The following is a 25,198-nucleotide window of genomic DNA, read 5'->3' on the forward strand; positions in this document are numbered from 1 at the left end:
TTCGTCTCCACCCGGACGGGTTCAGAAGCTGTATCGAAGGCCGATCTGGCCCATGGCGTTGATGACGGCGTCGAGATCGTCCGCCTTGGCGCTGTCGAGGCCGAGCGAGGCGGACGCCTGCAGACGGCGGTCGATCAGGCGGTTGTAGCTGGTGAAGGCACCCATGTTGAGCACGTCCAGCCGCGATCCGCTGGCGTCGAAATAATTGGCGTAGATCGCGCCATCGAGGCTGGACTTGCTGTCGATCACATAGCTGAGCGATGCCGTGCCATACCAGTTCTGGTCCTTCGAGCCGCGCACCAGAATGGTCTCGGTGGACGGCGTCACGAACTTGCGCTGGGAATAGCCGATGCCGACGCCAAGGCCCCAGGGGCCGCGCTGCGCCGCATATTGGGCAGCGACGCCCCTGTAGCGGAAATTGGCGGCGGTCACGCCCGACAGGGCGTCGTTGAAGCATTGGCCACCGCCGCTTTGCGAGAAGGCGCAGCCGGTGAAGTCGCCGGTGAAGGGATTGCGCACGACATTCATGTTGCTGCCCGACAAGGTCGCGACGTTGGAGGTGATGATCCGCCCGAAGCTGTCAATGCCGTCGAACACCACCAGCGCGACGCTCTGGTTGCGGCCCTGCCAGACGAAGCTGCCGGTGTAGCTCATGCCGCCATAGCGCTCGCCCACCCGTGCCTCCAGAGAGGTGCGATGGCTGGGGCGCCAGAGCACGCCGACGTCCCAGATAATGTCGTCGAAATCGTAGATCAGGGCACGCGGCGAGCTGTCGTCGGTCACGTAGCGGCCGTTGCGGACGACGGGCACGCCGTTGCCGTCAAGCAGCGGGGCGCGCTGGCTGACCTTGATATCCTCATAGCCGATGCCGCCCGCGAGAGCGACGGTGGGCGAAACGGGCAGCGTCGCGTCCACCCGGCCCCAGCCATCCTCGAACCGCTGGTCGAGTTCGCTCGCATCCTCGCGGTCATAGCCGCCGCTGACCACGATCCCGAGCGGCAACCACAGGCCCGGCGCGACGCCGACGGAGCCGGTGAGAGTGTGCGACACAGACTTGCCGAACGAGCCGATGGCGGGCGCGCCGGCGAGATCGGCGTCGACATCCTCGTCCACCCGCGCATAGCCCAGGCGGTAGGATGCGCTGACGTCGATGTCGCCGAACGATCCCGCGTAGGAAGGCCCGACATAGCCGGCATAGACCTGGGCGGTGTGGCTGTCGTTGAGCGTCGTCGCGCCGGAAAAGCCGTCGGTGCGGATGCGCGTCGCGAGCGCACCGGCGTTCAGCGTCAGTCCGCGCGACAGGCCATAATGGCCCGATACGATGCCGCTGATGACATCCTGGTCGGTCGCTTCGCTGCCCCAGCCGAAGCTGTGATTATATTGCACGTCGGCCGCAGCCTCCAGCCGACGGGTCTGGATCTGAGCGGTGACGCCGGCCGTGACGTTGGTATAGGTGAGGACGTCGCCGTCGCCCTTGAGCGGCACCAGCGCGACCTGATCGACGCCCAGATAGGGCGTCACATCGACCTTGCGTTCGCCTGCCAGAGCCGGCGCTGTCGTTGCCATTGCGCCGAGGAACAGAAAGGAGGCGCGAAGCATCATGTCTCTTCGCCTTCCTGGGCATAATAGTTGCCGAAGCGCCGCCCGCTGGCGGAGAAAGTGACGCCGTTCAGCAGCAACTGCACCTGGCCCGCCGCCTTCAACAGGCCTGCCGCATCGCGCAGCGCGCTTTCGCTGGTACGATCGGCGCGCACCACCAACAGCGCGATGGCGGCGTGGCTGGCCAGCACCGCGCCTGCCGAAGCGGCGAGCAACGGCGGCGAGTCGAACAGGATGATCCGTTCGGGCCGCCCCTCCGTCAGCCGGCCGAGCAGCGCGTCGGTGCGCGCGGAGGCGAGATATTCTGTGTCATTGTTGCTGCGCTGGCCGGCCGGCAGGACCGAAAGCGAAGGAATGTCGGTGCGGATCACGCAATCCTCGATCGCCATCATCGGGTCAGCGAGCGCGTCCATAAGGCCCGGTCCACTCGCCAGCCCCAGCGCCTCCGGGATGCCGGGCTTGCCGAAATCGGCATCCACCAGCAGGATTTCCCTGTCCCGTTCCGCCGCCAGGCTGAGCGCCAGGTTGATCGCGCAGAAGCTCTTTCCCTCGCCGCCGTGGGCGGAGCAGACGAGAACGCGATTGCCGCGTGGATCATCGCCAAGCAGGGCCAGCAGGTCCCGCTTGAGCAGCCTGAACTCCTCGCTCATCGCAGTTACAGGCGCATCGGGCAGCAGATAGCCGCCCTCGACCAGCGCGATCCGGTCGATCGCCTGGACCGGCCCGTGCCAGTCCGGCGCGCGGTAACCCGTTTCGAAGGATGCAGGCTGCGCCATGTCGGCCATTGGCGCGGGAGGCGCGACGGGCACGTCAGCGGACAGATCGACCTCCGGCGCGCCCCGGCCGCGCAAGGCGGCGCTGAAATCATAGATTTCCGTTGCGCGTTCGATCAGCGAACCTCGGGCAAGGGAGCTGTGCTTGTTCATTGTCCGACCCTCCTCAGGCCATGCCGCGCTGGACGAATTCGACGAGGATCAGCAGCAGACAGACCGCCGCAAGACCCCCGCTGGCACCGGCAAACCATTTCAGGCGCTGCCGCTCGACCAGCTTCTGGCCGGCGCTGACGGTCTGGGTGACCGACCCGATGACCGGCAGGCCGATCGCCCGTTCCAGCCTCGCGACGGTGGGAAAGCTGCCCTTGAGCTGGCTCATGGCAAAGGCCGTCCCGACGCCGGCGCCGATGCCGAGCACCAGCACCGCAACGAGCAACAGCGGCCGGTTGGGCGCACTGGGCACGGTCGGCGCGCTCGGCGGATTGATGACGCGGAACTGGACCGATCCGGTTTCCGTCTTCACGTCACCGCGCAGGCGCACATCCTCGCGGTCAGAAAGCAGCTTGTCATATTGCGTCTTGAGCACATCATAGTCGCGTTCGAGCTTTTCCTGCTCGGCGGCGAGGCCAGGCTCGTCGGTCTGGCGCGACGACATGGCGGCAAGATCAGCCTGCAACTGGCTCTTGCGGGTCTGGAGTGCCTGCACGGTCGCAGCCCGTTCGGCCTGCATCGACTTGATCGAGAGATAGGCGGGATTGGCCTGTCCCCCGGCGCCCCCGGCGCCGGCGCCCCCGGCGCCGCCGCCCTGTCGGCGCAGCGCTTCGACCTGCCGCTGGGCAGCAATCACGTCGGGATGGTCAATGGTCCAGCCGCGTGCGCGCATGCCGGCAAGGTCAGCCTGGGCCTGGGCGAGAGCGGAGGGACCGCCCGACGCGCCGACGCCCGGCAGCACTGCCGGCGTGCCCGCCAGCTGTCCGTTCATGGCGCTGAGCGCGCTTTGCGCCTGCACCAGCTGCGATTCGATATTGTTGATCTCCACCCGGGCCGCGTCCATGCGCTGGCCGATCGATCCGGCGCCCGGCAACAGCCCCGCATAGCGCTGTTCGAACTCGACGCGGCGCTGCTCGGCGGCGGCGAGTTGGCGGCCGCGCTCGGCAAGCTGCTGGTCGAGGAAGGCAAGGCTCTGCTTCGTTTCCACCCGGTCGGAGGACAGGTTCGCTTCCTGGAAGATGTCGATCAGCTTTTGCACGACCTGCTGGGCGATCCGCGCATTGGCTCCGTCCGACAGGCTGGCGTCGGCCGATTTCGCGCTGATGTCGATCATGCTCGGGTCGAGCTGCGCCATCACCGTGATACCTTCACGCAGCTTGGTGATTGTCGCCGCCAGGTCGCGCGGACCGCTAACGGTGCGGTTGAGGTCGGTTTCCTTGACGACGCGTTCCAGATTGCCGGTGCTCGCCAGCGTCTGGCGGACGCGGTCGAGGTCCTGTTGCGACTGGACCTGGGTGATGCCCACCTTGTCCTGCAACAGCGATTGCGTGTTCACATAGACCCGCGCCTTGCTTTCATAGGTGTTGGGCACGAGCGCCACGCCCAGCCAGCCGACCAGGCAAACGCCCCATGCGACGCCAAGCGCGAGCCAGCGCCGCGTCCAGATGCCATGCAGCAGGATCAGCAGTTCGTCATAGAGACCGGCCATATCAGAACATGCTTTCGGGAATGATGATGACGTCGCCGGGCGACAGCATGACGTTCGCCTTGCTGTCGCCGCGCTTGAGCAGATCGCCGATGCGGACCTGATATTCCTGCTGCTTGCCGGTTTCCCTGTTGAAGCGGACGAGCCGGGCACGATTGCCCGCGGCATATTCCGACAGGCCGCCGACCGAGATCATCGCGTCGAGCAGCGTCATGTTCGCCCGGTAGTGAATGGAGGCGGGCTTTTCGGTCGCGCCCACGACCCGCACCTGCTGGCTGAAGGTGCCCGAGAAATTATTGACGATCACCGACACCAGCGGGTTTTCGATATATTTGGACAGGGCGACCTTCATGTCGTCCGCCAGCTGCTTGGGCGTCTTGCCCACGGCCGGCATGTCGGCGATCAGCGGCGTGGTGATGCGCCCGTCGGGCCGCACCTGCACCTTCGCGCCCAGTTCGGGATTGCGCCAGACGAAGACGGTGAGGTCGTCCAGCGGGCCGATCACATATTCTTCGCCCGGCCCTTCCTGCTGGGACACGAAGGATGCGGGCGGCAATTGCTGGCCACCGCCGCTCGACGCGCAACCGGAAAGGGCGACCGCCGGCAGGGACAGGCCGATCAGCGCGCGGGAAACCGACAGGAAACGCATATCTTCACCTCATCGTGGCAAGCCGCGCGCGCGGTGCCCGCCACGAAGGCAAGGCACGCTATCACGCGTCGAGCTTTGGGCTACTTCTTGCCGTCAAAGGGTAAAGATAGGGTTAGGCGTGAAACCTTTGGCATATCAGCCAAGTAATAGCTCCAGGGCGGGAGGGTGGCCCAGGAAGGCGGCAGGGCTGGCGGAAGCGCCATAGGCCCCCGCGAGGAAGATCGCGATCAGGTCGCCCTCCTCAACCGGGGGCAGCATCAGCTTGTCGCCTAGCTTGTCGATCGGGGTGCAAAGGCATCCGACGACCGTCACCGCCTCTTCCGCCGGGATGGCACCGAACCTGTTGGCGACGGCGATCGGATAGTTGCGCCGCACCACGGTGCCGAAATTGCCGCTCGCCGCCAGTTGGTGATGCAGTCCGCCGTCGACCACCACAAAGGTTTCGCCCTGGCTCTGCTTCACGTCGACCACGCGGGTGAGATAGACACCTGCCTCGCCCACCAGCCATCGGCCCAGTTCCATCGCGAACTCGCTGTCGGCCAATATGTCCGCGCGGGCATGCAGCGTCTGGCCCAAGGCCTCGCCGATCGGCCGGACATCGAGTCGTTCATCGCCGGGAAAATAGGGGATGCCAAAGCCCCCGCCCAGATTGACCAGCGGCGGGGACGTGCCGACGGCGTTCGACAGCCGGGCCGCAAGACCGATCGTGGCCGCCTGCATGTCGATGAGCGCCTCCGCCGACAGCGCCTGCGATCCGGCGAAGATGTGCCAACCGCGCCAGTCCGCGCCCGCGTCGATGATCCAGCGGGCGAGGTCGGCCGCCCGATCCGCGTCGACGCCGAACGGCTTCGCCCCGCCGCCCATCCGCATCCCCGACCCCTTGAGGTCGAAGTCCGGATTGACCCGGATGGCGAGCCGGGGCGTGCGCCCCCGCCTTTCCGCGATCGCGACGGCGCGCCGGGCCTCCCCCGCGGATTCAAGATTGAGCGTGACGCCCGCATCGATCGCGGCGGCCAGTTCATCGTCCCGCTTGCCGGGGCCAGCGAAGCTGACATGCGCGGCGTTCATGCCCGCTTCCAGGGCGCGCGCCAGTTCGCCGCCCGACGCCACGTCGAATCCGTCGACCTGCCCGGCCATACGTTGCAGCAAGGGCGGATAGGGATTGGCCTTGACCGCATAATGCAAGGAAAGCGCCGCCGGCATGGCGCCGCGCCAGGCGCGCACCTGCCGATCGACAATGGCCATGTCATAGACGAACAGCGGCGTGTCGCCGGCCTCGTCCACCAGGCTGGCCGCTCCGCATCCGCCGATCAGCAGCATGCCTTCCTCGCTGTCGAAAAAGGGCGGGATGGGTCCCATCGGCTTCATCGGTCATGTTCCCTGACAAGTGCCACGCGATCAATCTTACCGTTGGGCGTGCGCGGAAACGCCTCTAGCCGGATGATGTCGCGCGGGTGCATGAAATTGGGCAGGTCCGCCTTCAGCCGGGCCTCCACGATTGCTGCGGCATCCAAGTCGGAGGAGCGGATCAGCAGCCGAACCGCCTGCCCCAGCCTGTCATCCTTGACGCCGAAGGCGACAGCCTCCGCCACGCCGGGCACGGCGACCGCCGCTTCCTCTACCTCTGTCGGGCTGATGCGGTTGCCGGCGGACTTGATCATCGCGTCGTCCCGGCCGACGAAATAAAGCAACCCCTGTGCGTCGCGGCGGACGCTGTCGCCGGACCAGACAGCCATGCCGTCATAGCGCGAGGCGGCCGGCGTAGGGCGGAACCGCTCGGCCGTGCGCATCGGGTCCTCCCAATAGCCCTGGGCCACGAGCGGGCCGCAATGCACCAGTTCGCCCACCTCTTCGTCGTCGGTGACGCTGCCGTCGGGGCGCACCACCAATATCTCCGCATGGGGGATGGCCGACCCCATCGATTCGGGATGGCTGTCGACCAGCGAAGGCGGCAGGTACGTGGAGCGGAAAGCCTCGGTCAGCCCGTACATCGGGAACAGATCGGCGTTCGGAAACAGGCTGCGGAGCTTTGCGACCAGGGGCCGGGTCAGCGCTCCGCCGCTGTTGGTGATGCGGCGCAGCTTGCCCGCGACCTCCGGCGCCCAGCTGAGTTCGGTCAGTTGCACCCAGAGCGGAGGCACGCCGGCCAGCGTGGTGACGGCGCGCCGGTCGATCGCCTTCATGACGTCACGCGGCGTCAGATAATCGAGCGGACAGACGCAGCCGCCCGCGATCCAGGTCGAAAACAGCTGGTTCTGGCCATAGTCGAAGCTGAAGGGCAGCACGCAAAGGGTCCGGTCATGGGGCCCCATCCCCAGATAGTCGGCCACGGAAACGGCGCCGAGCCAGAGATTGGCGTGGCTCAGCATCACGCCCTTGGGACGGCCGGTCGACCCGCTGGTGTAGAGGATCGCGGCCAGATCCTGGACATCGGCACCCGAGGGCGGCAGCGGGTCGCCGACGCTCATGGCGCTGGCGGCTTCCTCTTCGCGCAGCAGCCGGCAGCCGTCCGGCACGTCGCCGGGGCCGAGCGTATCGAGCCTGCCCCCCGTGCCGATCAGCAATCGTGCGCCGCTGTCGGCCAGGATGTGGGCGACCTGGGCATGTTTCAGCAGCGGATTGATCGGCACATGCACCAGTCCGGCGCGCGGCGCCGCGAGCGGCATGAGCGCGGCCACCGGCCCCTTGGCGATCCAGCTGGCGACGCGAGCGCCCCGGTCCAGCCCGAACGCCGCGAGCCAGGCCGCGAGGCGTCCCAGCGCGTCGTGCAGTTCAGCGTAGCTTTGTGTGCCCGCACGACCATCCAGCGCGGGGCGATCCGGCCCTCCTGACAGCAGCAGGTGATCGATGGGCCGCACCAGCGCGCCATCGATGATGGTCGGGCGGGAGACCAGGCTGTCGTTTAACTCCATGTCCAGACTTTCCACCTAAGGTCGGCGCTGCGCCGGGGAGATAGTAGGTTGCTGGTCACAAGGGAATATAGCACGATCGCCCAAGCCCGCGCTGCGCTCGCGGGCGGGCTTGGCCGGTCCAGCACGCCGTCGCTGTTCGACCGCATCGACTGGTTCGAAGCGCTATACAACCATTGTTTCGCGAAAGTGCCGGTCCGGATCCTTCAGGCGGTAGAGGGATCGGCCGAAGCGTGGCTGTTCCTGTTGGCGCCGACCGGCCGCCGGGCGAGTGCGCTGGCCAACTGGTACAGCTTCTCCTGGGCGCCGGTCTATCTGGGCGATCCGGATGCCCCCACGCGGCGGCGGCTGGTGGAGGTACTGGCCGACCATCTGTTCAGGACCGCGACGCAAATTGAACTCTACCCCGTGGCAGAAGGTGCCGATCTGCTGCTGGACGCCTTTCGCCGGTGCGGGTGGTTCGCGGTGCGCCGGCCGATGGGCGGGCGCTACCTGCTGGACCTTCAGGACCGCGACTTCGCGACCTATTGGGCGGGACGCCCCGGTCGCCTGCGCAGCCAGGTCCATCGCAAGACGCGGAGCGATCGCTTCACGATAGAGATCAGGAAGGACATCAACGACGTCCTTTGGCGCGACTATATCGCAGTCCATGCGAGCAGCTGGAAACAGCCCGAGCCCGGCCTGTCCTTCCTGCGCGACCTTGCCGGTCGGGAGGCTGCGGCGGGGACATTGCGACTGGGCTTTGCGCGGCTGAATGGGCAGCCGGTCGCGACGCAGCTGTGGACCATCGAAAATGGCGTCGCGCTGATCCACAAGCTGTCGCACGACCGGGCGTTCGATGGGTCGTCGCCGGGGACCCTGCTGAGCCACGCCATGTTTGACCACGCGATAGACGTCGATCGCGTACAGACAATCGACTATGGCACCGGGGACAATCCCTACAAGGCGGAGTGGATGGAGCGTCGCGAGACCCTGTTCAGGCTCGATTTCTTCAACCCGCGATTTGCCTCAACCTGGCTGCCAGCCGCGCGCACGGCGATTTCCGCCCTTGTGGGCTAAGGACGAACCGATTAGGAAGTCGCACATCATGCGGGCGGGAATGATGATGCCGGTCGACCGGACAAGCGATATCAGCACTGTGATGCGCGATTTGCTGCGCGATGTACTGGCCTTGTCGCAAGACCGCGTTGATGCGTTCGATGCCGATACGCCGCTGTTCGGCGCCTTGCCCGAACTCGATTCCATGGCGGTCGCGGGCGTTCTCACCGAAATGGAGGACCGGCTCGACATCCTGATCGAGGATGACGATATCGACGGCGAAACCTTCGAGACTTTCGGGACGCTGGTCGCCTTCGCCCACGCGAAAGCCGCAGGCTGAACCCTGGATCGAAGCGCCGGCCTGGCTGGCCTCACGATCACGCCAAACGCGTTGCAGCAGCGAAGCCGCTGGAGGGGCCGGACAAGCTGGCCCCTGTTCCAATCCGATTGCATCGGCCCGAATGCCCCCGGTCATTATGCGCCGCCTTTTCCCAAGTCAGCAGATGATGCCATCCACTTGGAAAACGCCCTGGCCCGCCCCGGATCCCGTCATTCCGCCGCCATTGCCTCAAAGTCCGCTTCGGCGAGGAACTTCTCCACATCCAGGGCCGCCATGCAGCCCATGCCAGCCGCCGTCACCGCCTGGCGATAGACCTTGTCACTGACGTCGCCGGCGGCGAACACGCCGGGCACGGCCGTGCGCGTGGTGCCCGGTTCCACGACCAGATACCCCTCGTCCATCGGCAGCTTGCCCGCGAAAAGTTCGGTCGCCGGCTGGTGGCCGATCGCGACGAACGCGCCATCTGTTTCGATATGGGACGCCTTCCCCGTGACGGTGTCGATCAGGTCGACGCCGACCAGCCCTTCGGGATTGCCGCCGCCGACGAAGCGATCGATCTGCTGGTTCCAGAGTATCTTGATGTTGGGATGCGCGAACAGCCGCTGCTGAAGGATCTTTTCAGCCCGCAGCGAATCCCGGCGGTGGATCAGCGTCACGTCATGGCTGTGGTTGGTGAGGTAGAGCGCTTCCTCCACCGCGGTATTGCCGCCGCCGATCACCACCACCTTCTTGCCGCGATAGAAGAAGCCGTCGCAGGTGGCGCAGGCCGACACGCCCTTGCCCTGCAGCAGCTGCTCGCCCTCCGCGCCCAGCCATTTGGCCTGCGCGCCGGTTGCGATCACCAGGCTGTCGGCAAAATAGCGCGTGCCGCTGTCGCCGGTGAGGCGAAAAGGCCGCTCCGACAGATCGACATCGACAATCTGGTCATACATCATCTGCGCGCCGACATGTTCGGCCTGCGCCTGCATCTGCTCCATCAGCCAGGGCCCCTGGATGACGTCGCGAAAACCAGGATAATTTTCCACGTCCGTGGTGATGGTCAGCTGGCCGCCCGGCTGCATCCCCTGCACCACGATCGGCGCCAGCCCCGCGCGCGCGCCATAGATGGCGGCGGACAGACCCGCCGGGCCGGAGCCCAGGATCAGCATGCGGGTGGAATGGGTTGCGGTCATCTGATGTCCCCGGCGTTTTCTGGATTCGTTCGTCGGGATGAAATAGGCGGCGCGACGAAAGGCGCAAGCCCGGCGATCGAATGGATTTGCTTGGGAGACAGGAAGCTACGCCCGCGCCCCGGCCTGTCAGTCGATCACATTCGGCAGGTCTTCGAACCCCTTGCGCAGCGCCGCCGACCAGCTGAGCGACAGCAGCTGGAACTCCTCATTATCCGCCTCTATGCGGGTGCGGACACGAAAGTCGAACTTGTTCCGCTCAATCACGGTCAGGTCCAGCGGCATGCCCACCGACAGATTCGAGCGGAGCGTCGAATCCATCGAGACGAGGACGGCCTTGGTTGCATCTTCCAGCGTGGTTTCGCGCTTGATGATGCGGTCCAGAATCGGCTTGCCATATTTATGCTCGCCGATCTGGAAGAAGGGCGTGTCCTCTGTCGCTTCAATGAAATTGCCGGCGGAATAGATGAGGTAGAGGCGCGGCTTGCCGCCCTTGCGATGACCAGCAAGGAGGACGGAAGCGTCGGCGGCGGAACCCTGCATCTCGATCGTGCTGCGATAATGGTGTTGCATCGCGCACATCGCGTCGCCCACCAGCTGCGCGGCCCTGTGCATAGTCGCGCAGTTGAGGATCGTTTCAACCTCTGGATCGAACTGCGAATCCTTGATCGCGCGGCCCAGCATCGTCTTGACGCCCTGGGTGATCGACAGATTGCCCGAACACATCAGCGCGATCGCGCGCTCGCCCGGCACGCTGTACGTAAACGTCTTCCTGAAACGAGCGATATTGTCCATTCCCGCATTCGTGCGGGTGTCGGACAGCATGACCAGCCCCTGGTCAACGCGCACCGCCACACAATAGGTCATCGCCCGAGGGGTCCTATCTTCATTCAACCCTGCAGGATGGTCGGCTGAGCACTTTGCTGCTGCTGCCGCTGCAGCTGCCTTTCCTCCATCCCCTCTTCCGCCTGCGCGATCCGAACGTCCGCGTCAATCCAGATATCGCCCGCCACCGTTACCGATCCCCGTATGGGCGCCGCGGCCCGGGCATCCAGCCCCGATGCGAGGCGAAGATACCGTTGGGTCACGCAAACCCGGTTGGATGGGTCGAACCCGACCCAGCCCAGGTTCGGCACCAATGCTTCAACCCAGGCATGGGTTTCATGCAGCGCGATGCCCCCTTCCGCGAGCAGATAGCCGGTGACGTAGCGGGCGGGGATGCCGATCGCGCGGGCGCCGGCGATGAAGATCTGGGCATGGTCCTGGCATACGCCCGCCCCCAGGGCAAAGGATTCCGCAGCGGTCGTATGGGCGGTGGTGACGCCGCTGCGATAGGCGACGGCGTCGCTGACGGCGGCCGAGAGCGCATGCAGCCGCGCCAGTACGCCGTCGCCGTCGGGCAGCGACAGCGCCATGTCGCGGATGGGCGCGGACGCCTGCGTCAGGGGGGTTTCGCGCAGGAAATAGTGGGGATGAATGCCGCCGATGCCGGGCAGCATGACGCCATTGGTTTCGCTGGTTTCGACCAGGCCCTCCGCCACGATCACCGCGTTGTCGAGCTGGTCGTGCCGAACCCAGACCGCCTCCATCTCGCCGAGACTGTTGCGACGGAAGCCTTCCACCGGCTCTCCATTCACGCTGACCTGCCAATCGAGCACCTGCTGCGCGTCCGTGTTGGTCGGCACGAGCTTCAGCCGCATCGCGACGCGTGCCGCGGCGGATGCGTAGCGGTAGATCGTCTGGTGGCGGACAAGCAATTTCACGTCGCGCGCTTCTCCTTTAGCCGAAATAATAGGTCTGGGCGATGTCCCGGCCCAGCCGGTTGGTCATCCGCAGTCCACCCTGCACCGTTTCGTGCAGGCCGACACGGAATATCTCTCCGCTGTCGAGCTTTTCGAGGTCGCTGACCATCTGTCGGATCGTTTCATGGCAGGACCCCAGGCCATCGTGCCAGCCGGCGAGCCGGTTCAGCCGGTAGGCGAGCTGGTCGTAGCAATAGGCGACGCTGCGCGGGAACAGGCGGTTGAGCATCAGGAAGTCGGTAATCTGCCAGGGCGTGTAGGTGCCGCCATAGACGTGATGATAGGCCCGCGCGCCCGACAGCGCGTAAAGCACCGAGGTCCATTGATAATGATCGCGATTGCCGCCGATAACCTCCGTCTCCGGCAGCAGGACATAATATTTGACGTCCAGCAGCCGCAGCGTCATCTGCGCCCGCTCCAGCGCTGACCCGGCGCGAAGGAAATCATGCCCTTCGTTACGCAACTGGCCCGAATGCGCGGCGCCACGAAAGGTCATGACGCGGGTCTTCACCCAATCGATCAGCGCCGGCAACTGCTGGCGGGCTTCACCGACATCATAGCTGTCGAGCTTGCGCCACCCTTCGTTCAACGCTTCCCACATATCCTGCGTCAGCATCGTCCGCGCCGACTTGGCGTTGGCGCGCGCCTTGAGCAGGCAGGAGCGGATGGAGCTGGGATTGTCGGGATCCAGCATGAGATAGGCGACGGCGTCGCTTTCCGTCAGAGGCACGCCAGCGGGAAAATCGCCGCCATTGCCGGTGGCCCGTACAACGGAGCGCCATTCGTCGCGATGATGCGCGCCCGGCAGGATCGCCATGCGCTGCCCCATGGTCAGCAGCCGCGCTGTCGCCTCGGCCCGCTCCATGTAGCGGGCCATCCAGAACAGATTCTCGGCGGTCCGGCTCAACATGCGACGCCCTCCCCTGTCCGCTTCGACAGACCAGCAGCGCATGGCAGGACGGTGCGTTCGGCTGCCATCCCCATCAATCCTGCAACACCCATGTGTCCTTGACCCCGCCCCCCTGGCTTGAATTCACCACCAGCGACCCTTCGGTCAGGGCGACCCGGGTCAGCCCGCCGGGCACCAGCCGGATCTGCTTGCCAACCAGGCAATAGGGCCGGAAGTCGGCATGGCGGCCAACCACGGCCGCCGGCCCCAGCGTCGGCACGCTTGACAGATCCAGCGTCGGCTGGGCGATGAACTCGCTCGGATTGGCGCGGATGCGGGCGGCATAGGCCTCCACCTCCGCCTTGCTGGACTTGGGACCGATCAGCATCCCATAGCCGCCCGATCCATGAACTTCCTTGGCGACCAGTTCGTGCAGATGCTCCAGCACATAGGCGCATTCGTCGGGTCGGGAGCATTGCCAGGTGCGGATATTGTCGAGGATGGGCTGTTCGCCCAAATAAAAGCGGATCATCTCCGGCACGTAGATATAGACCGCCTTGTCATCCGCTATGCCCGAACCCGGCGCCGACGCCAGCGTCACCCCGCCGTTGCGGTAGACGTTGAAGATGCCCGGCACGCCGACCAGGCTGTCGGGCCGGAATACCAGCGGATCGAGATATTCATCGTCAATACGGCGATAGATGACGTCCACCTGGCGCGGACCCAGCGTCGTCTTCATCCACACGCGATCTTCATCGACGAACAAGTCGGCCGGCTCAACCAGTTCGATCCCCATCAGGTCGGCGAGGAAGCTGTGTTCATAATAGGCGCTGTTGAGCGACCCCGGCGTCAGCACGACGACCACCGGGTCGCCCTTGCACGCCGGGGGGGCGACTTCCTTCAGGCTCTTGAGCAGCTCGGCGGGATAATCGTCCACCGGCGCGACAAGGCCCTGACCGAACAGTTCGGGGAACATTCGCGTCATGATCTCGCGGTTTTCGAGCATGTAGGAAACGCCCGAAGGGGTCCGGCAATTGTCCTCCAGCACCTCGAACCGCGTCGGGCTCGTCCGCACGATGTCGACGCCGACGATATGACTATAGACCTTCCCCGGCGGGCTGAAGCCGGCCATCTCCGCCAGATAGGCGCTGTTCTGGTAGATGATGTCGGCTGGCATGATGCCGGCTTTCACGATTTCGCCGCGATGATAGACATCGTGCAGGAAGGCATTCAACGCCCGCGCCCGCTGGCGGATGCCCCGGTCCAGCACACGCCATTCCTGCGCGGTGAAGATGCGAGGCAGAAGGTCGAAGGGGATCAGCCGTTCGGGATCTCCACCCTCGCCATAGACAGCGAAGGTGATGCCGATGCGGCGAAAGATCGCCTCAGCCTCCTCCAGTCGGCGATTGAGCCCGGCGATGCCTGTCCGCTCCACCCAGTTCTGCACTTCGGCATAGCAGGGGCGTATCGACCCATCGGGCTCAAACATTTCGTGGAAGGGCAAGGTGTCGATCCTCCCTCGGCGGCGACCGCCGGTTGTGCATTGCAACATTAGTGCAACCTGAAGACACGATTGCAAGCGCAAAAGCGAGGCTCCGCAGGACATCGCCGCATTTTCCGCAGCTGCTTTCGACTTTTCCGCGACTTGGCGAGCGAGGCGGCCCCAAGATATTTGCCGGGCCGCATGCCAAATCCCGTTGACCCCACCGAAGCTCCTGCTTATAGCGCCCCCTCACCGCTGGGCGGCAGCCCGGCGCAGCCCTTGGGGCGGAGTAGCTCAGCTGGTTAGAGCAGCGGAATCATAATCCGCGTGTCGGGGGTTCAAGTCCCTCCTCCGCTACCAAAGCCTTCCATCATGATGACCGATTGAGCGGCGCGGTCCAAGTGCATCGGTTGACGTTCCGGCAGCGGGGCGCGCGGCGTTGGTCAGATTTCCAGCTGCGACCCCAGTTCGACGACGCGATTGGTCGGCAGCTTGAAGAACGCCATCGGGCTTTCCGCGTTGCGGACCATCCAGGCGAACAGCCGTTCCCGCCAGAGCGCCATGCCGGGGCGCTTCGAGGGCACGAGCGTCTCGCGGCTCAGGAAATAGCTGGTGTCGGATATGCTGATAGGTCCGCCGCAATCATGCACGGCTTTCATTGCCGCGGGGATGTCGACATTTTCCATAAAGCCGTGGCGCAGGATCAGCCGATAGAAGCCCTGACCATGATCCGTCGCGCTGGTGCGCCCGTCATGCGGCAGGTGCGGCACATCCTCGGTCCGGACAGTCAGGATGATGTTGCGGTTATGCAGGATGCGATTGTGCTTCACATTGTGCAGCATGGCCGGCGGCACGCCATCGGGGTTCGAGCAGAGGAAGATGGCGGTGCCCGGCACGCGCTTGAGCGAGGAACCGGCCGACCGGATGAAGAGGTCAAGGTCCATCGAATCCTCGCGCAGATAGTTGCGCATGATCTTGCGCCCGGTCGCCCAGGTCGTGAGGATCAGGAAGGAAATCCCCGCAACCAGCAGCGGGAACCAACCACCAGCCGGAATCTTGGTCGCGTTCGACAGGAAATAGACCCCGTCCACAATCAGGAACAGGCCAATCACCAGGCCCGCCAACACCGGATTCCAGCGCCAGACGCTGAAGGTCAGAACGCCCATCATGCAGGTGGTGATGACCATCGTGCCGGTCACGGCGATCCCATAGGCCGCGGCCAGGTTGCTGGAACTGCCGAAGCCCAGCACCAGGATGATGACGAGCACGAGCAGAGCCCAGTTCACGGCAGGCACATAGACCTGCCCTGCCGCCGACGCGCTGGTATGCAGGATGCGCAGACGCGGCAGGAAGCCGAGCTGGACCGCCTGGCGCGTCACCGAGAAGGCGCCGGAGATGACCGCCTGGCTGGCGATGATCGTTGCCACCGTCGCCAGGATCACCAGCGGCAGCCTCGCCCATTCGGGCGCCAGCAGGAAGAAGGGATTTTCCGCTGCGGCCGGCTGGTCGAGCAGCAGCGCTCCCTGGCCCAGATAGTTGAGCATAAGGCACGGCATGGCGGCATAGAGCCAGGCGATGCTGATCGCCTTTCGGCCGAAATGCCCCATGTCGGCATAGAGCGCCTCGGCGCCCGTCACCGCCAGCACGACGGAACCAAGCGCCAGGAAGGCGAGCTTGGGATCGAGTTCGAAGAAGTGCAGCGCCCAATAGGGGTTGATGATTCTGATGATCTCGGGATGGGGCAGGATGTTGACGACGCCGAGCACGGCCAGAACGATGAAATAGATGGCCATCACCGGCCCGAAGAGCGCGCCGACCTTCGCCGTACCGAAACTCTGGATGATGAACAGCGCGATGAGGATGACGATGGCGATCGGCAGCACGAACGCCCCCATCCCGCCTTCGACGACGGTCAGCCCTTCGACGGCAGAAAGCACGGAAATCGCGGGTGTGATAATGGCGTCGCCGTAGAACAGGGAGGCCGCCAGCACACCCAGCACGGCAATCGCCGGACTCCATCGCGTTTCCCCGAGGCTGCGCCCGATCAGCGCCAGCAGCGCCATGCTGCCGCCTTCGCCGTCATTGTCCGCGCGCATGACGATGAAAACATATTTCACGGTGACGACGAGCATCATCGTCCAGAAGATCAGCGACAGCACGCCATAGATATGCGGCCGGTCCACCGTGAGCGGATGATGCCCGACGAAACTTTCCTTGAGCGCGTAGAGCGGCGACGTACCTATATCGCCGAAAACGACGCCCAGCGCCCCCAGCGCCAGCGCCGGAAGCGGACCGTGCGGCCCTTCGGCGTGGCTACGCCCGTGACTTTCATCCATGGCCATGGCTTTGAACCCCTCTGCGGGCTGCGCCTATGCCACAGAGCGGCATGGGAGCGCCACGGGAAGAAGCGCAGCCGTCATTAAATTTCGGTCAGGAAAGCCCGGAACCGGCAAACCCTTGCCAGCCCCGCCAAAGCGCGCCAATTACGATCCCATATGAATTGAGGGGATTGCAGGCTGATGAGCCAATATGATGTTTTGATCGTAGGCGCTGGTCACGCGGGGGCGCAGGCCGCGATTTCCCTGCGCCAGCTGGGCTTTGAAGGTTCGATCGCGATGATCGGCGACGAAAAGGATCCGCCCTACGAACGCCCCCCGCTGTCGAAGGAATATTTCGCGGGCGACAAGAGCTTCGAGCGGATCATGATCCGCCCGGCCAGTTTCTGGCCCGAACGCCATGTGGACATGCTGTTGGGACGTCGCGTGAAGGCCGTCGATCCGCAAGCGAAGACCGTGACCGCAGGCGACGAGCAGATCGGCTATGACAAGCTGATCTGGGCAACAGGGGGGTCTCCGCGTACGCTCACCTGCACCGGCGCCGACGCGCCCAATGTACACGCCGTCCGTCGCCGCAGCGATGTCGACGCTATGATGGCGAAGCTGGGCGAAATCAGCCATGTGACCGTGATCGGCGGCGGCTATATCGGCCTCGAGGCGGCAGCCGTCCTCAAGAAATTCGGCAAGCATGTCATCCTGCTCGAAGCACTCGACCGCGTCCTCGCGCGTGTCGCGGGGGAAGAACTTTCGCGTTTCTATGAGGCCGAGCACAGGGCCCATGGCGTAGATCTGCGCACCGGCGCGCAGATGGACTGTATCGAGGTCACCGATGGCAAGGCAACCGCCGTCCTGATGGCCGATGGCGACCGGATCGAAACCGACATGGTGATCGTCGGCATCGGCATCATCCCCGAAACCGGCCCCCTGATCGCGGCAGGCGCAGCGGGCGGCAACGGCGTTGACGTGGACGAATATTGCCGCACCAGCCTGCCCGACATCTATGCGGTGGGCGATTGCGCCTCGCACGCCAACCGCTTCGCCCGTGGGGCGCAGATCAGGCTCGAATCGGTACAGAACGCCAACGACCAGGCGAAGACCGCGGTTTCCCACATCTTGGGCAAGGAGGAAGCCTATGATGCGGTTCCGTGGTTCTGGTCGAACCAATATGATCTGAAGCTCCAGACCGTCGGCCTTTCGATCGGCCATGATCAGACCATCTTGCGCGGCGATCCCGCCACCCGCAGCTTTTCCGTCCTCTACCTGAGAGGCGGCAAGCTGATCGCGCTGGATTGCGTCAATGCGGTCAAGGACTATGTCCAGGGTCGCGCTCATATCCTGTCCGGCGCGGTGTTGGACCAGGGTCAACTGGCTGATCCGTCGGTGCCGCTCAAGGAAGTGGGACTGGCCTGACGGCGCCTCCGCACGCTCCGGCTCGTCTCATGGCGGTCCTGCGCCGGGGGAGCCCGCTTCCATCCGTTGAATCGGCTTAGCCCCGGAAGCGGGCCTTGACCGCCAGTTCCCAGGGGCCGCCGCGATAATACCAGGCGGCAAGGCCCGCAATCTGCAACCGGCGCGGACGAAAATCGGCGCGCAACGCGCTGGCCAGGGCGCGCGCGCTTTGCGGGTCGATCTTGTTCGAAACGGTTATGTGCAAACGCGGGCGCGCTTCGTCCTGCGGCACCAACAGCCCGGCAAAGGCGGCCGAAAGTTCCTCCCGGATAGCGATTAGCGCATCGCTGTCCACCCGATACGCGACCCCGTGTCCCAGGGGCATGATCGCGCTCAGCTGCGCCGCCGGCGCCCGCTCCGCGCACAGCATCTTCATGCGCACGGCCAGTTCGGGCAGAAGCGAGGGCGGGAGATGGTGGAACAAGGTGATATGGGCGGGCACCAGATTGCGATCCGGCGGGAAATGTGCCCGTCGCAATCCTTCCGCCCAGGCGAAGTCGTCCGCGCCCATCAGCGCGGTGAGGATGATGGGCGCCGTGCCGGGCGTGTCAGTCAGCCCGATGCGCCTTCAGCCATTCGAGCACCGGCTCGGGACTGGACATGCCATATGGGTCGTCATCTTCGCCTATATCGTTGATGCCCGGTTCCTCGAACCAGGCAACGACCTTCCCGTCGTCGACGACCATTGCGTAGCGCCAGCTACGCTCGCCGAAGCCGAGATGGTCCTTTTTCACCAGCATCCCCATGCGCCGGGTGAAATCGCCCGACCCGTCAGGCAGAAGCTTCACATTCTTGACGCCCAGATGCTTGCCCCACTGATACATGACGAAGGCGTCATTGACCGAAATGCAGTAAACCTCGTCAACACCAAGCGCCTTGAATTCATCATAATAGCGTTCGAAGGCCGGGCATTGTTCGGTCGAGCAGGTCGGGGTGAAGGCGCCAGGCAGCGAAAATACCACGGCGCGCTTCCCCTTGAACAGCTCGCCCGTCTGCAGTTCCTGCCAGCGGAAAGGATTGGGGCCGCCGACACTTTCATCCCGCACGCGGGTCTTGAGCGTCACATCAGGCACTGAACGTCCAAGCATTTCCCTGTCTCCTCTTCACAGCCCGCTTTCGCGTGCCCGTCTTTCGCGCTATCCTCGCATCCGCCGGACCCGGCAAGCGGACCCTTGCGGAAAGGGGGAAACACTCATGGCGGCATCCCGATCCTTTACGGTCATCGTTATCGCACTGTTGATGTGGAATCTGATCGGCGTCATGGCTTTCATCGCGCAATATTCTGCTGACCTGCCATCCCTTGCGAAGACCGATCCCTATACCGCCCGCATCTTCGCGCAAATGCCGGCATGGGTCTGGGCCGCCTACGGGACGGCGGTCGCCGCCGGCACCCTGGGCGCAACCTTGCTGCTGTTGCGGAAGGCGGCGGCGGTCCTCGCCTTTTCGCTGTCCGTGCTCGGCATCGTGGCCCAGTTCAGCTACAGTTTCTTTGGCACTGATTTGCTGACGGTGAAGGGACCCGTGACCCTGATCTTCCCGGCGGCCATCCTGCTGATCGCCGTGGGACAACTGCTTTATGCGGGCCGTCTGTCAGCGAAGGGCCTGTTGCGCTAAGCCGGGGCGACGCCCAAGCCGGTCTTCAGAGCTCGCCCCGCGCGCGCCTGATTTCAAACCATTTTCGCACATTTTCATTATGCTGTTGCAGCGTATCGGCGAATATGTGGCCGCCCTTGCCGTCCGCCACGAAATAGAGCGCCTTGGTATCCGCCGGATGCAACACAGCCTGGATCGAAAGCCGGCCCGGATTGGCGATCGGCCCCTTCGGCAGGCCGGTCATCGCATAGGTGTTATAGTCGTTGACCGCCGCAATTTCAGACCGCTTGATCCGCCGACCGAGCGGCTTGCCCCGGGTGATCGGATAGATGATCGTCGGGTCGGCCTGCAACATCATGCGGGCCTTCAGCCGGTTGCCATAGACGCCCGCGACCATCGGTCTTTCGCTGGGCACGGCCGTTTCCTTTTCGACGATGCTGGCCAGGATGATCGCTTCGCGGGGCGAGCGGGCCACCGTGTCGGGAGAGCGTTGTGCCCACATCTTCACCAATGTGCGCTGCATCGCCGCCTGCATCCGTTTCAGCACCGCAGCGCGGCTTTCGCCCTTGTCGAAGGCGTAGCTGTCGGGCAGCACGCTGCCTTCGGCCGGCACGGCGACGGCGCCGTTGAGCTGGTCATTGGCCATCAGGCGCTCCTGGACCAGGATGGAAGGCATGCCTTCCGGGATTGTGATCAAACGGGCGAACGTCTTGCCGCCTTGCAGGATCGCGAAGATGTCGCTGTTGCTGGCGCCCTTGGGGATCAGGAATTCGCCGGCCTTGATCGACTTGCCACGGCCGAACACCTTGGTTCGCGTCAGGAAAGCGTCGGCGGATCGGACCGCACCTGCCTGTTTCAACATCACCGCCGCATCGGCGACCGTGGCACCTTCCGGCACCACGATGGTAATGGCGTGGGCCGCCGGCCCCGCTTCGGTCCAGCCATAGACGAAGCGGAAACCGACAAAGGCCGCGACGGCCAGGCCAATCAGCAATATGCCAAGGCCGATCCGCCGCATGCCTTTGATCTCAGATCGCCTTCATGATGAGCGAGGCATTGGTGCCGCCGAAGCCGAACGAGTTGTTCAGCACAGCGCGAACCTTCCGCTCCTTGGCGACATGCGGGACGAGATCGACGCCGGCGCAGCTTTCGCTCGGCTCGTCCAGGTTGAGCGTCGGCGGGACGATCTGGTCGCGAAGCGCCAGGATGCAGAAGATGCTCTCCACCGCACCCGCGCCGCCCAGAAGATGGCCGATGGCGGACTTGGTGCTGCTCATCGACATGGTCGCGATATGCTCGCCAAACAGCCGCTTGACCGCGCCCAGTTCCAGCTCGTCTCCCAGCGGGGTGGAGGTGCCGTGCGCGTTGACATAGTCGATATCGGCGAGGCTGAGGCCCGATTTCCTGAGCGCCATTTCCATCGAGCGATAACCGCCATTGCCTTCCGGATGCGGCGCGGTGACATGATAGGCATCGCCCGAAAGGCCGTATCCGACGACTTCAGCGTAGATCTTGGCGCCGCGCGCCTTTGCACGCTCATATTCCTCCAGCACGACCACGCCCGCGCCTTCGCCCATGACGAAGCCGTCACGGTTGATGTCATAAGGACGCGACGCCTTTTCCGGCGTGTCGTTGAAGGCGGTCGACAGCGCGCGCGCCTGGGCAAAGCCGGCTATGCCGATCGGGCAGATGGCGCTTTCGGCGCCCCCGGCCAGCATGACGTCGGCGTCGTCCATCGCGATCATGCGCGCGGCGTCGCCGATCGAATGCGCGCCGGTCGAGCAGGCGGTGACGACCGCGTGGTTCGGACCCATCAGGCCATATTTGATCGACACCTGGCCCGAGATCAGATTGATGAGGCGTCCGTGAACGAAGTGCGGGCTGACGCGGCTTGGCCCCTTGTTGGCCAGCACCAGCGACTCGCTTTCGATGCCCGGCAGGCCGCCGATTCCCGAGCCGATCGAACAACCGGCGCGCAGCCGCTCTTCCTCGCTCATGGCGTCCAGGCCAGCGTCGCGAAGCGCCTGGCTGGCGGCGGAGATGCCATAGACGATGAACGGGTCGACCTGTCGCTGGATCTTGTGATCGACGTCCAGCGAGGCGTCATAGCCATATTCGTGATCGGCCGGCTTCACTTCGCAGGCGATGCGGCACTTGTAATCGGTGGCATCGAAACGGGCGATGGTCGCCGCGCCGGATTTCGACGCAAGGATGTTCTTCCAGGTCGTTTCCACATCCCCGCCGAGCGGGCTGACCATGCCAAGGCCGGTGACGACAACACGACGCATATGCTTGCTCCGAAATCTTCTCTTTGGCTCAACGCCGCCCCTCTAGCCGCTCGCGACGACATTGTGAACGGGGACCAGATACGAAAAGGCTCCCCAAGACCCGGTTCGCCCGGACAGGAGGAGCCATTTCCTTTGAAATGTTGCGGCCCTGCCGAATGCAGGCGGGCCGCGAAACACGCTCTTACTGCTTGCTGTCGATATAATCGATCGCGTCCTTGACGGTGGCGATCTTCTCAGCCGCGTCATCGGGGATCTCGACGCCGAATTCTTCTTCGAACGCCATCACCAGCTCAACGATATCCAGGCTGTCGGCGCCCAGATCGTCGATGAAGCTCGCGTCCTCAGTGACCTTTTCGGCCTCGACGCCCAGATGCTCGACGACGATTTTCTTAACGCGATCCGCGGTCTCGCTCATGAGTGATCCTTTTTACTGGGTATCGTTGATGGTTGTGAATATTTGTTAAGGCATGCCCTAGAGGCAAGCCCGGACGGAGGCAAGAGGCAAGAAAGCTTCGAAAAGCATGTTCCGCCCGCGCCGCGCGCCCGATGGCATATCGCAAGCCCCGGCGCAAATGGCGCAGTGTGATCAGATCATCGCCATGCCGCCGTTGACGTGGAGCGTCTGCCCCGTGACATAGCCTGCCTCCCGGCTTGCCAGATAGACGACCGCAGCGCCGATATCCTCGCCACCGCCAAGCTCACCGGCCGGGATCTTCTGCAATATCGCTGTTTTCTGCGCGTCAGTGAGCGCGTCGGTCATAGCCGACCGGATGAAGCCGGGCGCGACGCAGTTCACGGTGATGCCCCTGCTTGCCAGTTCCTGGCCCAGCGATTTCGACATGCCGATGATGCCCGCCTTGGACGCGGCGTAATTGGCCTGCCCCGGATTGCCGGTGACACCGACGACCGAGGTGATCGAGATGATGCGGCCAAAGCGCGCCTTCATCATCGGCTTGGCAGCGGCGCGGGTCAGGCGGAAGGCGGCTTCCAGATTGACCGAGATGACGTCGGACCACTCCTCGTCCTTCATCCGCAGGATCAGGTTGTCGCGAGTGATGCCGGCGTTGTTGACCAGAATGTCGATCTTGCCGCCCAGTGCCTCGATCGCCTGCGGCACCAGCGCATCGACGGAGGCGGGGTCGGACAGGTTGCAGACCAGCGTCTTGTGGTCGCCGCCCAGCTCGGCGGCGAAAGCCTTCAGCTTGGCCTCGTTGCTGCCCGACAGCGCCAGTGTCGCGCCCTGGCTGCTCAGCGCCCTGGCGATGGCGGATCCGATGCCGCCCGAAGCGCCCGTCACCAGCGCGGTCATGCCTGTCAGATCGAACATGTCAGTCTCCCTTGAAATCGGGTTGGCGCCTTTCGATGAAGGCGTTGATGGCTTCGTCATTATCGGACGTGGCGTGCGCCAAGGCCTGCATCGCCGCCGACATGTCGAGAATGGCGGCAAGCTCGGCCGTTTGCGCGGCGCGCAGCAGGCGCTTGGTCATGCGCGTGGCATGCGGCGGATTGGCCGCGATCTTGTCGGCGATACGTCGCGCCGCCGCCATCAGTTCCTCGTCCGGCACGACCTCGCTGACCATCCCGATCCGCAGCGCCTCCGCAGCATCGATCGTTTCACCCGTCAGCGCCAGTTCGGTCGCCTTCGAAAAGCCGACGATGCGCGGCAGCAGCCAGGCGCCGCCGTCGCCAGGGACAATGCCGAGCTTTACGAAACTTTCCGCAAAGCGCGCTGACTGCGCCGCGACTCGCACGTCGCACATCAGCGCAAGATCACATCCCGCACCCACCGCCGGGCCGTTGACCGCCGCGATCACCGGCAGTTCGAGCGCGTGGAACATCAGCGGCAGCCGCTGAATGCCGCTCCGGTAATTCCGCCGCGTCTGCGCCGGCAGGCTGGCGAGCAGGCTGCCCGCGTCCGGCTTCATCGTCTTGAGATCACCGCCGGAGGAAAAGGCGCTGCCCGCTCCCGTCAGGATGGCGACACGGATCGACAGGTCGCGGTCCGCCTGTTCGAACGTCTCGCAAAGGGCGTCGACCACCGCGTTGTCCGAAATCGGATTGCGCTTGTCCGGAAGATTGAGGGTGACCGTCAGGACCGCACCGTCGCGGCGCGCGAGGATGGGCGATGCGTCGCTCACATCGCCCCCAGCGCGGCCTCGATATCGTCCATCGTGATGATGCTGCGCACGGTCGCGTCGGGCGCAATGCGCTTGACCATCGGACTCAGAACCTTGCCGCCCAGTTCGACGAACTCGGTCACGCCAGCGTCCCACATCGCCGCCATGGATTCGCGCCAGCGCACCCGGCCGGTGACCTGCTCCACCAGCCGCAGCTTGATCTCTTCCGGATCGGCAATGGGCGCGGCCAGCACATTGGCGTAGACGGGAAGCAGCGGCGCCGCGATCCTCGCCTTGCCCAACGCCTCCTCCATCGCCTCCGCGGCAGGCTGCATCAACGGGCAGTGGAAGGGCGCGGACACGGGCAGCAGCACGCCGCGCTTGATGCCATGCTCCTTCACCAGCGCCACCGCGCGCTCGATCGCACCGCGATGACCGGAAATCACCACCTGCGTCGGATCGTTGTCGTTGGCGACGGTGCAGACCTCACCCTGCGCCGCCGTATCGGCCAGGGCCTGCGCCTTTTCAATGTCCGCGCCTAGCAGCGCCGCCATCGCGCCATCACCCACCGGCACGGCCGCCTGCATCGCCTGTCCGCGCAGCTTCAGCAGGCGCGATGTCGTTGCGATGTCGAAGGCTTCGGCGGCGCACAAGGCGCTATATTCGCCCAGGCTGTGGCCGGCGACGAAATCGCCCTTCTCCGCCAGCGAAAAGCCTGCTTCCTTCTGCATCACGCGCAGCGTCGCCAGGGCGTTCGCCATGATCGCGGGCTGTGCATTTTCGGTCAGCGTCAGATCGCTTTCGGGGCCTTCCACCATGATGCGGAACAAATGTTGCGACAGAGCGTCATCGACCTCTTGAAACAGCTCCCTCGCGGCCGGACTCGCGTCGGCCAGCGCCTTGCCCATGCCGACTGCCTGACTGCCCTGACCCGGGAAAAGAAATGCCCTCATCATCCACCTTCTGTTCTGGACGGCGTCCAAACGCCGCTGATTTGCAGCACCGTTACACTTTGAGACATAAATCGAATTGAAGCGGCCCGCCCCTTCAGCCACCTATGATCGATCA

At 64.7% G+C, this 25,198-nt stretch carries 24 protein-coding genes and 1 tRNA gene; 5 read left to right on the forward strand and 20 right to left on the reverse strand.

What is annotated here, in order from left to right; translation table 11 throughout:
• Positions 1-21 precede the first annotated feature (21 nt).
• The 6 genes from AAC640_RS01075 to AAC640_RS01100 all read right to left on the reverse strand — a co-directional run bounded on the left by AAC640_RS01075 (position 22) and on the right by AAC640_RS01100 (position 7,629).
• Positions 22-1,599, reverse strand: a complete 1,578-nt coding sequence (locus AAC640_RS01075) for a hypothetical protein (RefSeq protein WP_422794947.1) — start codon at positions 1,597-1,599, stop codon at positions 22-24.
• Positions 1,599-2,525, reverse strand: coding sequence for a P-loop NTPase (locus AAC640_RS01080; RefSeq protein WP_340264227.1), 927 nt, complete (start codon positions 2,523-2,525; stop codon positions 1,599-1,601). Before AAC640_RS01080 ends, AAC640_RS01075 begins: the two co-directional genes overlap by 1 nt.
• A 13-nt stretch (positions 2,526-2,538) precedes the next feature.
• Entirely contained in the window at positions 2,539-4,071 is a 1,533-nt protein-coding gene (locus AAC640_RS01085) for an XrtA system polysaccharide chain length determinant (protein WP_340264228.1), read from the reverse strand.
• A 1-nt stretch (position 4,072) separates the two neighbouring features.
• Complete coding sequence (locus tag AAC640_RS01090; protein WP_340264229.1) at positions 4,073-4,717, reverse strand: XrtA/PEP-CTERM system exopolysaccharide export protein; 645 nt, start codon at positions 4,715-4,717, stop codon at positions 4,073-4,075.
• Positions 4,718-4,852: 135 nt separating this feature from the next.
• On the reverse strand, positions 4,853-6,085 hold the full coding sequence (locus tag AAC640_RS01095; protein WP_340264230.1) for a pyridoxal-dependent decarboxylase, exosortase A system-associated: 1,233 nt from the start codon (positions 6,083-6,085) through the stop codon (positions 4,853-4,855).
• Positions 6,082-7,629 (reverse strand): acyl-CoA ligase (AMP-forming), exosortase A system-associated, encoded by a 1,548-nt coding sequence (locus AAC640_RS01100; protein ID WP_340264231.1) that lies wholly within the window; start codon positions 7,627-7,629, stop codon positions 6,082-6,084. The genes AAC640_RS01095 and AAC640_RS01100 overlap by 4 nt, the downstream gene beginning before the upstream one ends.
• A 48-nt stretch (positions 7,630-7,677) precedes the next feature.
• On the opposite strand from AAC640_RS01100, the gene AAC640_RS01105 reads away from it, so the two are divergent.
• A complete protein-coding gene (locus tag AAC640_RS01105; RefSeq protein WP_340264232.1) occupies positions 7,678-8,685 on the forward strand; it encodes a GNAT family N-acetyltransferase in 1,008 nt (335 codons plus the stop codon).
• Between the two features lie 28 nt (positions 8,686-8,713).
• A complete protein-coding gene (locus tag AAC640_RS01110) occupies positions 8,714-9,004 on the forward strand; it encodes a phosphopantetheine-binding protein (RefSeq protein ID WP_340264233.1) in 291 nt (96 codons plus the stop codon).
• A 209-nt stretch (positions 9,005-9,213) separates the two neighbouring features.
• Here AAC640_RS01110 and trxB read toward each other — a convergent pair whose 3' ends face one another.
• From trxB to AAC640_RS01135, 5 genes are all read right to left on the reverse strand, one after another.
• Positions 9,214-10,176, reverse strand: a complete 963-nt coding sequence (gene trxB, locus AAC640_RS01115) for a thioredoxin-disulfide reductase (protein WP_340264234.1) — start codon at positions 10,174-10,176, stop codon at positions 9,214-9,216.
• Positions 10,177-10,302: 126 nt separating this feature from the next.
• Positions 10,303-11,040, reverse strand: a complete 738-nt coding sequence (locus AAC640_RS01120; protein WP_340264235.1) for a peptidase — start codon at positions 11,038-11,040, stop codon at positions 10,303-10,305.
• A gap of 23 nt (positions 11,041-11,063) precedes the next feature.
• Positions 11,064-11,936 (reverse strand): transglutaminase family protein, encoded by an 873-nt coding sequence (locus tag AAC640_RS01125; protein WP_340264236.1) that lies wholly within the window; start codon positions 11,934-11,936, stop codon positions 11,064-11,066.
• 16 nt (positions 11,937-11,952) lie between these two features.
• Complete coding sequence (locus AAC640_RS01130; RefSeq protein WP_340264237.1) at positions 11,953-12,885, reverse strand: alpha-E domain-containing protein; 933 nt, start codon at positions 12,883-12,885, stop codon at positions 11,953-11,955.
• A gap of 73 nt (positions 12,886-12,958) precedes the next feature.
• The gene (locus AAC640_RS01135) at positions 12,959-14,368 is read right to left on the reverse strand and encodes a circularly permuted type 2 ATP-grasp protein (protein WP_340264238.1); all 1,410 of its coding nucleotides are present in this window, start codon (positions 14,366-14,368) and stop codon (positions 12,959-12,961) included.
• Positions 14,369-14,630: 262 nt separating this feature from the next.
• Between AAC640_RS01135 and AAC640_RS01140 the strand changes: the two genes are divergently transcribed.
• A tRNA-Met gene (locus tag AAC640_RS01140) sits at positions 14,631-14,707 on the forward strand.
• Positions 14,708-14,790: 83 nt separating this feature from the next.
• Here the strand turns inward: AAC640_RS01140 and AAC640_RS01145 are convergent.
• On the reverse strand, positions 14,791-16,689 hold the full coding sequence (locus AAC640_RS01145; protein WP_422794938.1) for a potassium transporter Kup: 1,899 nt from the start codon (positions 16,687-16,689) through the stop codon (positions 14,791-14,793).
• 177 nt (positions 16,690-16,866) lie between these two features.
• On the opposite strand from AAC640_RS01145, the gene AAC640_RS01150 reads away from it, so the two are divergent.
• Entirely contained in the window at positions 16,867-18,093 is a 1,227-nt protein-coding gene (locus AAC640_RS01150) for an NAD(P)/FAD-dependent oxidoreductase (protein WP_340264239.1), read from the forward strand.
• Positions 18,094-18,169: 76 nt separating this feature from the next.
• Here the strand turns inward: AAC640_RS01150 and AAC640_RS01155 are convergent, their stop codons facing one another.
• Positions 18,170-18,643, reverse strand: a complete 474-nt coding sequence (locus AAC640_RS01155; RefSeq protein WP_340264241.1) for a 2'-5' RNA ligase family protein — start codon at positions 18,641-18,643, stop codon at positions 18,170-18,172.
• Between the two features lie 37 nt (positions 18,644-18,680).
• Positions 18,681-19,220, reverse strand: coding sequence for a peroxiredoxin (locus AAC640_RS01160; protein ID WP_340264242.1), 540 nt, complete (start codon positions 19,218-19,220; stop codon positions 18,681-18,683).
• 106 nt (positions 19,221-19,326) lie between these two features.
• On the opposite strand from AAC640_RS01160, the gene AAC640_RS01165 reads away from it, so the two are divergent.
• A complete protein-coding gene (locus AAC640_RS01165) occupies positions 19,327-19,746 on the forward strand; it encodes a sugar transporter (RefSeq protein ID WP_340264243.1) in 420 nt (139 codons plus the stop codon).
• 25 nt (positions 19,747-19,771) lie between these two features.
• Here AAC640_RS01165 and mltG read toward each other — a convergent pair whose 3' ends face one another.
• The 6 genes from mltG to fabD form a co-directional block, all read right to left on the reverse strand.
• A complete protein-coding gene (gene mltG, locus AAC640_RS01170) occupies positions 19,772-20,743 on the reverse strand; it encodes an endolytic transglycosylase MltG (protein ID WP_340264244.1) in 972 nt (323 codons plus the stop codon).
• Between the two features lie 10 nt (positions 20,744-20,753).
• A complete protein-coding gene (gene fabF / locus AAC640_RS01175) occupies positions 20,754-22,013 on the reverse strand; it encodes a beta-ketoacyl-ACP synthase II (RefSeq protein WP_340264246.1) in 1,260 nt (419 codons plus the stop codon).
• A gap of 181 nt (positions 22,014-22,194) precedes the next feature.
• Positions 22,195-22,428: an acyl carrier protein gene (locus AAC640_RS01180; RefSeq protein WP_007689016.1), complete on the reverse strand. Its 234-nt coding sequence runs from the start codon at positions 22,426-22,428 to the stop codon at positions 22,195-22,197.
• Positions 22,429-22,599: 171 nt separating this feature from the next.
• Positions 22,600-23,340 carry a 3-oxoacyl-[acyl-carrier-protein] reductase gene (gene fabG / locus AAC640_RS01185; RefSeq protein WP_340264247.1) on the reverse strand — a complete coding sequence of 247 codons (741 nt, stop codon included), beginning with the start codon at positions 23,338-23,340 and terminating at the stop codon, positions 22,600-22,602.
• Between the two features lies 1 nt (position 23,341).
• Positions 23,342-24,151 carry a crotonase/enoyl-CoA hydratase family protein gene (locus tag AAC640_RS01190; RefSeq protein WP_340264249.1) on the reverse strand — a complete coding sequence of 270 codons (810 nt, stop codon included), beginning with the start codon at positions 24,149-24,151 and terminating at the stop codon, positions 23,342-23,344.
• Complete coding sequence (fabD, locus tag AAC640_RS01195) at positions 24,148-25,083, reverse strand: ACP S-malonyltransferase (protein ID WP_340264250.1); 936 nt, start codon at positions 25,081-25,083, stop codon at positions 24,148-24,150. The genes AAC640_RS01190 and fabD overlap by 4 nt, the downstream gene beginning before the upstream one ends.
• Positions 25,084-25,198: the final 115 nt, after the last annotated feature.

This window comes from Sphingobium mellinum (genome assembly GCF_037860795.1).
In the GTDB taxonomy this organism is placed as follows: domain Bacteria; phylum Pseudomonadota; class Alphaproteobacteria; order Sphingomonadales; family Sphingomonadaceae; genus Sphingobium; species Sphingobium mellinum.

Coding starts and splice junctions, on each gene's coding strand:
- AAC640_RS01075 (WP_422794947.1), bottom strand. CDS start 1,599: ATGCTTCGCGCCTCCTTTCTGTTCCTCGGCGCAATGGCAACGACAGCG.
- AAC640_RS01080 (WP_340264227.1), bottom strand. CDS start 2,525: ATGAACAAGCACAGCTCCCTTGCCCGAGGTTCGCTGATCGAACGCGCA.
- AAC640_RS01085 (WP_340264228.1), bottom strand. CDS start 4,071: ATGGCCGGTCTCTATGACGAACTGCTGATCCTGCTGCATGGCATCTGG.
- AAC640_RS01090 (WP_340264229.1), bottom strand. CDS start 4,717: ATGCGTTTCCTGTCGGTTTCCCGCGCGCTGATCGGCCTGTCCCTGCCG.
- AAC640_RS01095 (WP_340264230.1), bottom strand. CDS start 6,085: ATGAAGCCGATGGGACCCATCCCGCCCTTTTTCGACAGCGAGGAAGGC.
- AAC640_RS01100 (WP_340264231.1), bottom strand. CDS start 7,629: ATGGAGTTAAACGACAGCCTGGTCTCCCGCCCGACCATCATCGATGGC.
- AAC640_RS01110 (WP_340264233.1), top strand. CDS start 8,714: ATGCGGGCGGGAATGATGATGCCGGTCGACCGGACAAGCGATATCAGC.
- trxB (WP_340264234.1), bottom strand. CDS start 10,176: ATGACCGCAACCCATTCCACCCGCATGCTGATCCTGGGCTCCGGCCCG.
- AAC640_RS01120 (WP_340264235.1), bottom strand. CDS start 11,040: ATGACCTATTGTGTGGCGGTGCGCGTTGACCAGGGGCTGGTCATGCTG.
- AAC640_RS01130 (WP_340264237.1), bottom strand. CDS start 12,885: ATGTTGAGCCGGACCGCCGAGAATCTGTTCTGGATGGCCCGCTACATG.
- AAC640_RS01145 (WP_422794938.1), bottom strand. CDS start 16,689: ATGGCCATGGATGAAAGTCACGGGCGTAGCCACGCCGAAGGGCCGCAC.
- AAC640_RS01150 (WP_340264239.1), top strand. CDS start 16,867: ATGAGCCAATATGATGTTTTGATCGTAGGCGCTGGTCACGCGGGGGCG.
- AAC640_RS01155 (WP_340264241.1), bottom strand. CDS start 18,643: ATGGGCGCGGACGACTTCGCCTGGGCGGAAGGATTGCGACGGGCACAT.
- AAC640_RS01160 (WP_340264242.1), bottom strand. CDS start 19,220: ATGCTTGGACGTTCAGTGCCTGATGTGACGCTCAAGACCCGCGTGCGG.
- AAC640_RS01165 (WP_340264243.1), top strand. CDS start 19,327: ATGGCGGCATCCCGATCCTTTACGGTCATCGTTATCGCACTGTTGATG.
- mltG (WP_340264244.1), bottom strand. CDS start 20,743: ATGCGGCGGATCGGCCTTGGCATATTGCTGATTGGCCTGGCCGTCGCG.
- fabF (WP_340264246.1), bottom strand. CDS start 22,013: ATGCGTCGTGTTGTCGTCACCGGCCTTGGCATGGTCAGCCCGCTCGGC.
- AAC640_RS01180 (WP_007689016.1), bottom strand. CDS start 22,428: ATGAGCGAGACCGCGGATCGCGTTAAGAAAATCGTCGTCGAGCATCTG.
- fabG (WP_340264247.1), bottom strand. CDS start 23,340: ATGTTCGATCTGACAGGCATGACCGCGCTGGTGACGGGCGCTTCGGGC.
- fabD (WP_340264250.1), bottom strand. CDS start 25,083: ATGAGGGCATTTCTTTTCCCGGGTCAGGGCAGTCAGGCAGTCGGCATG.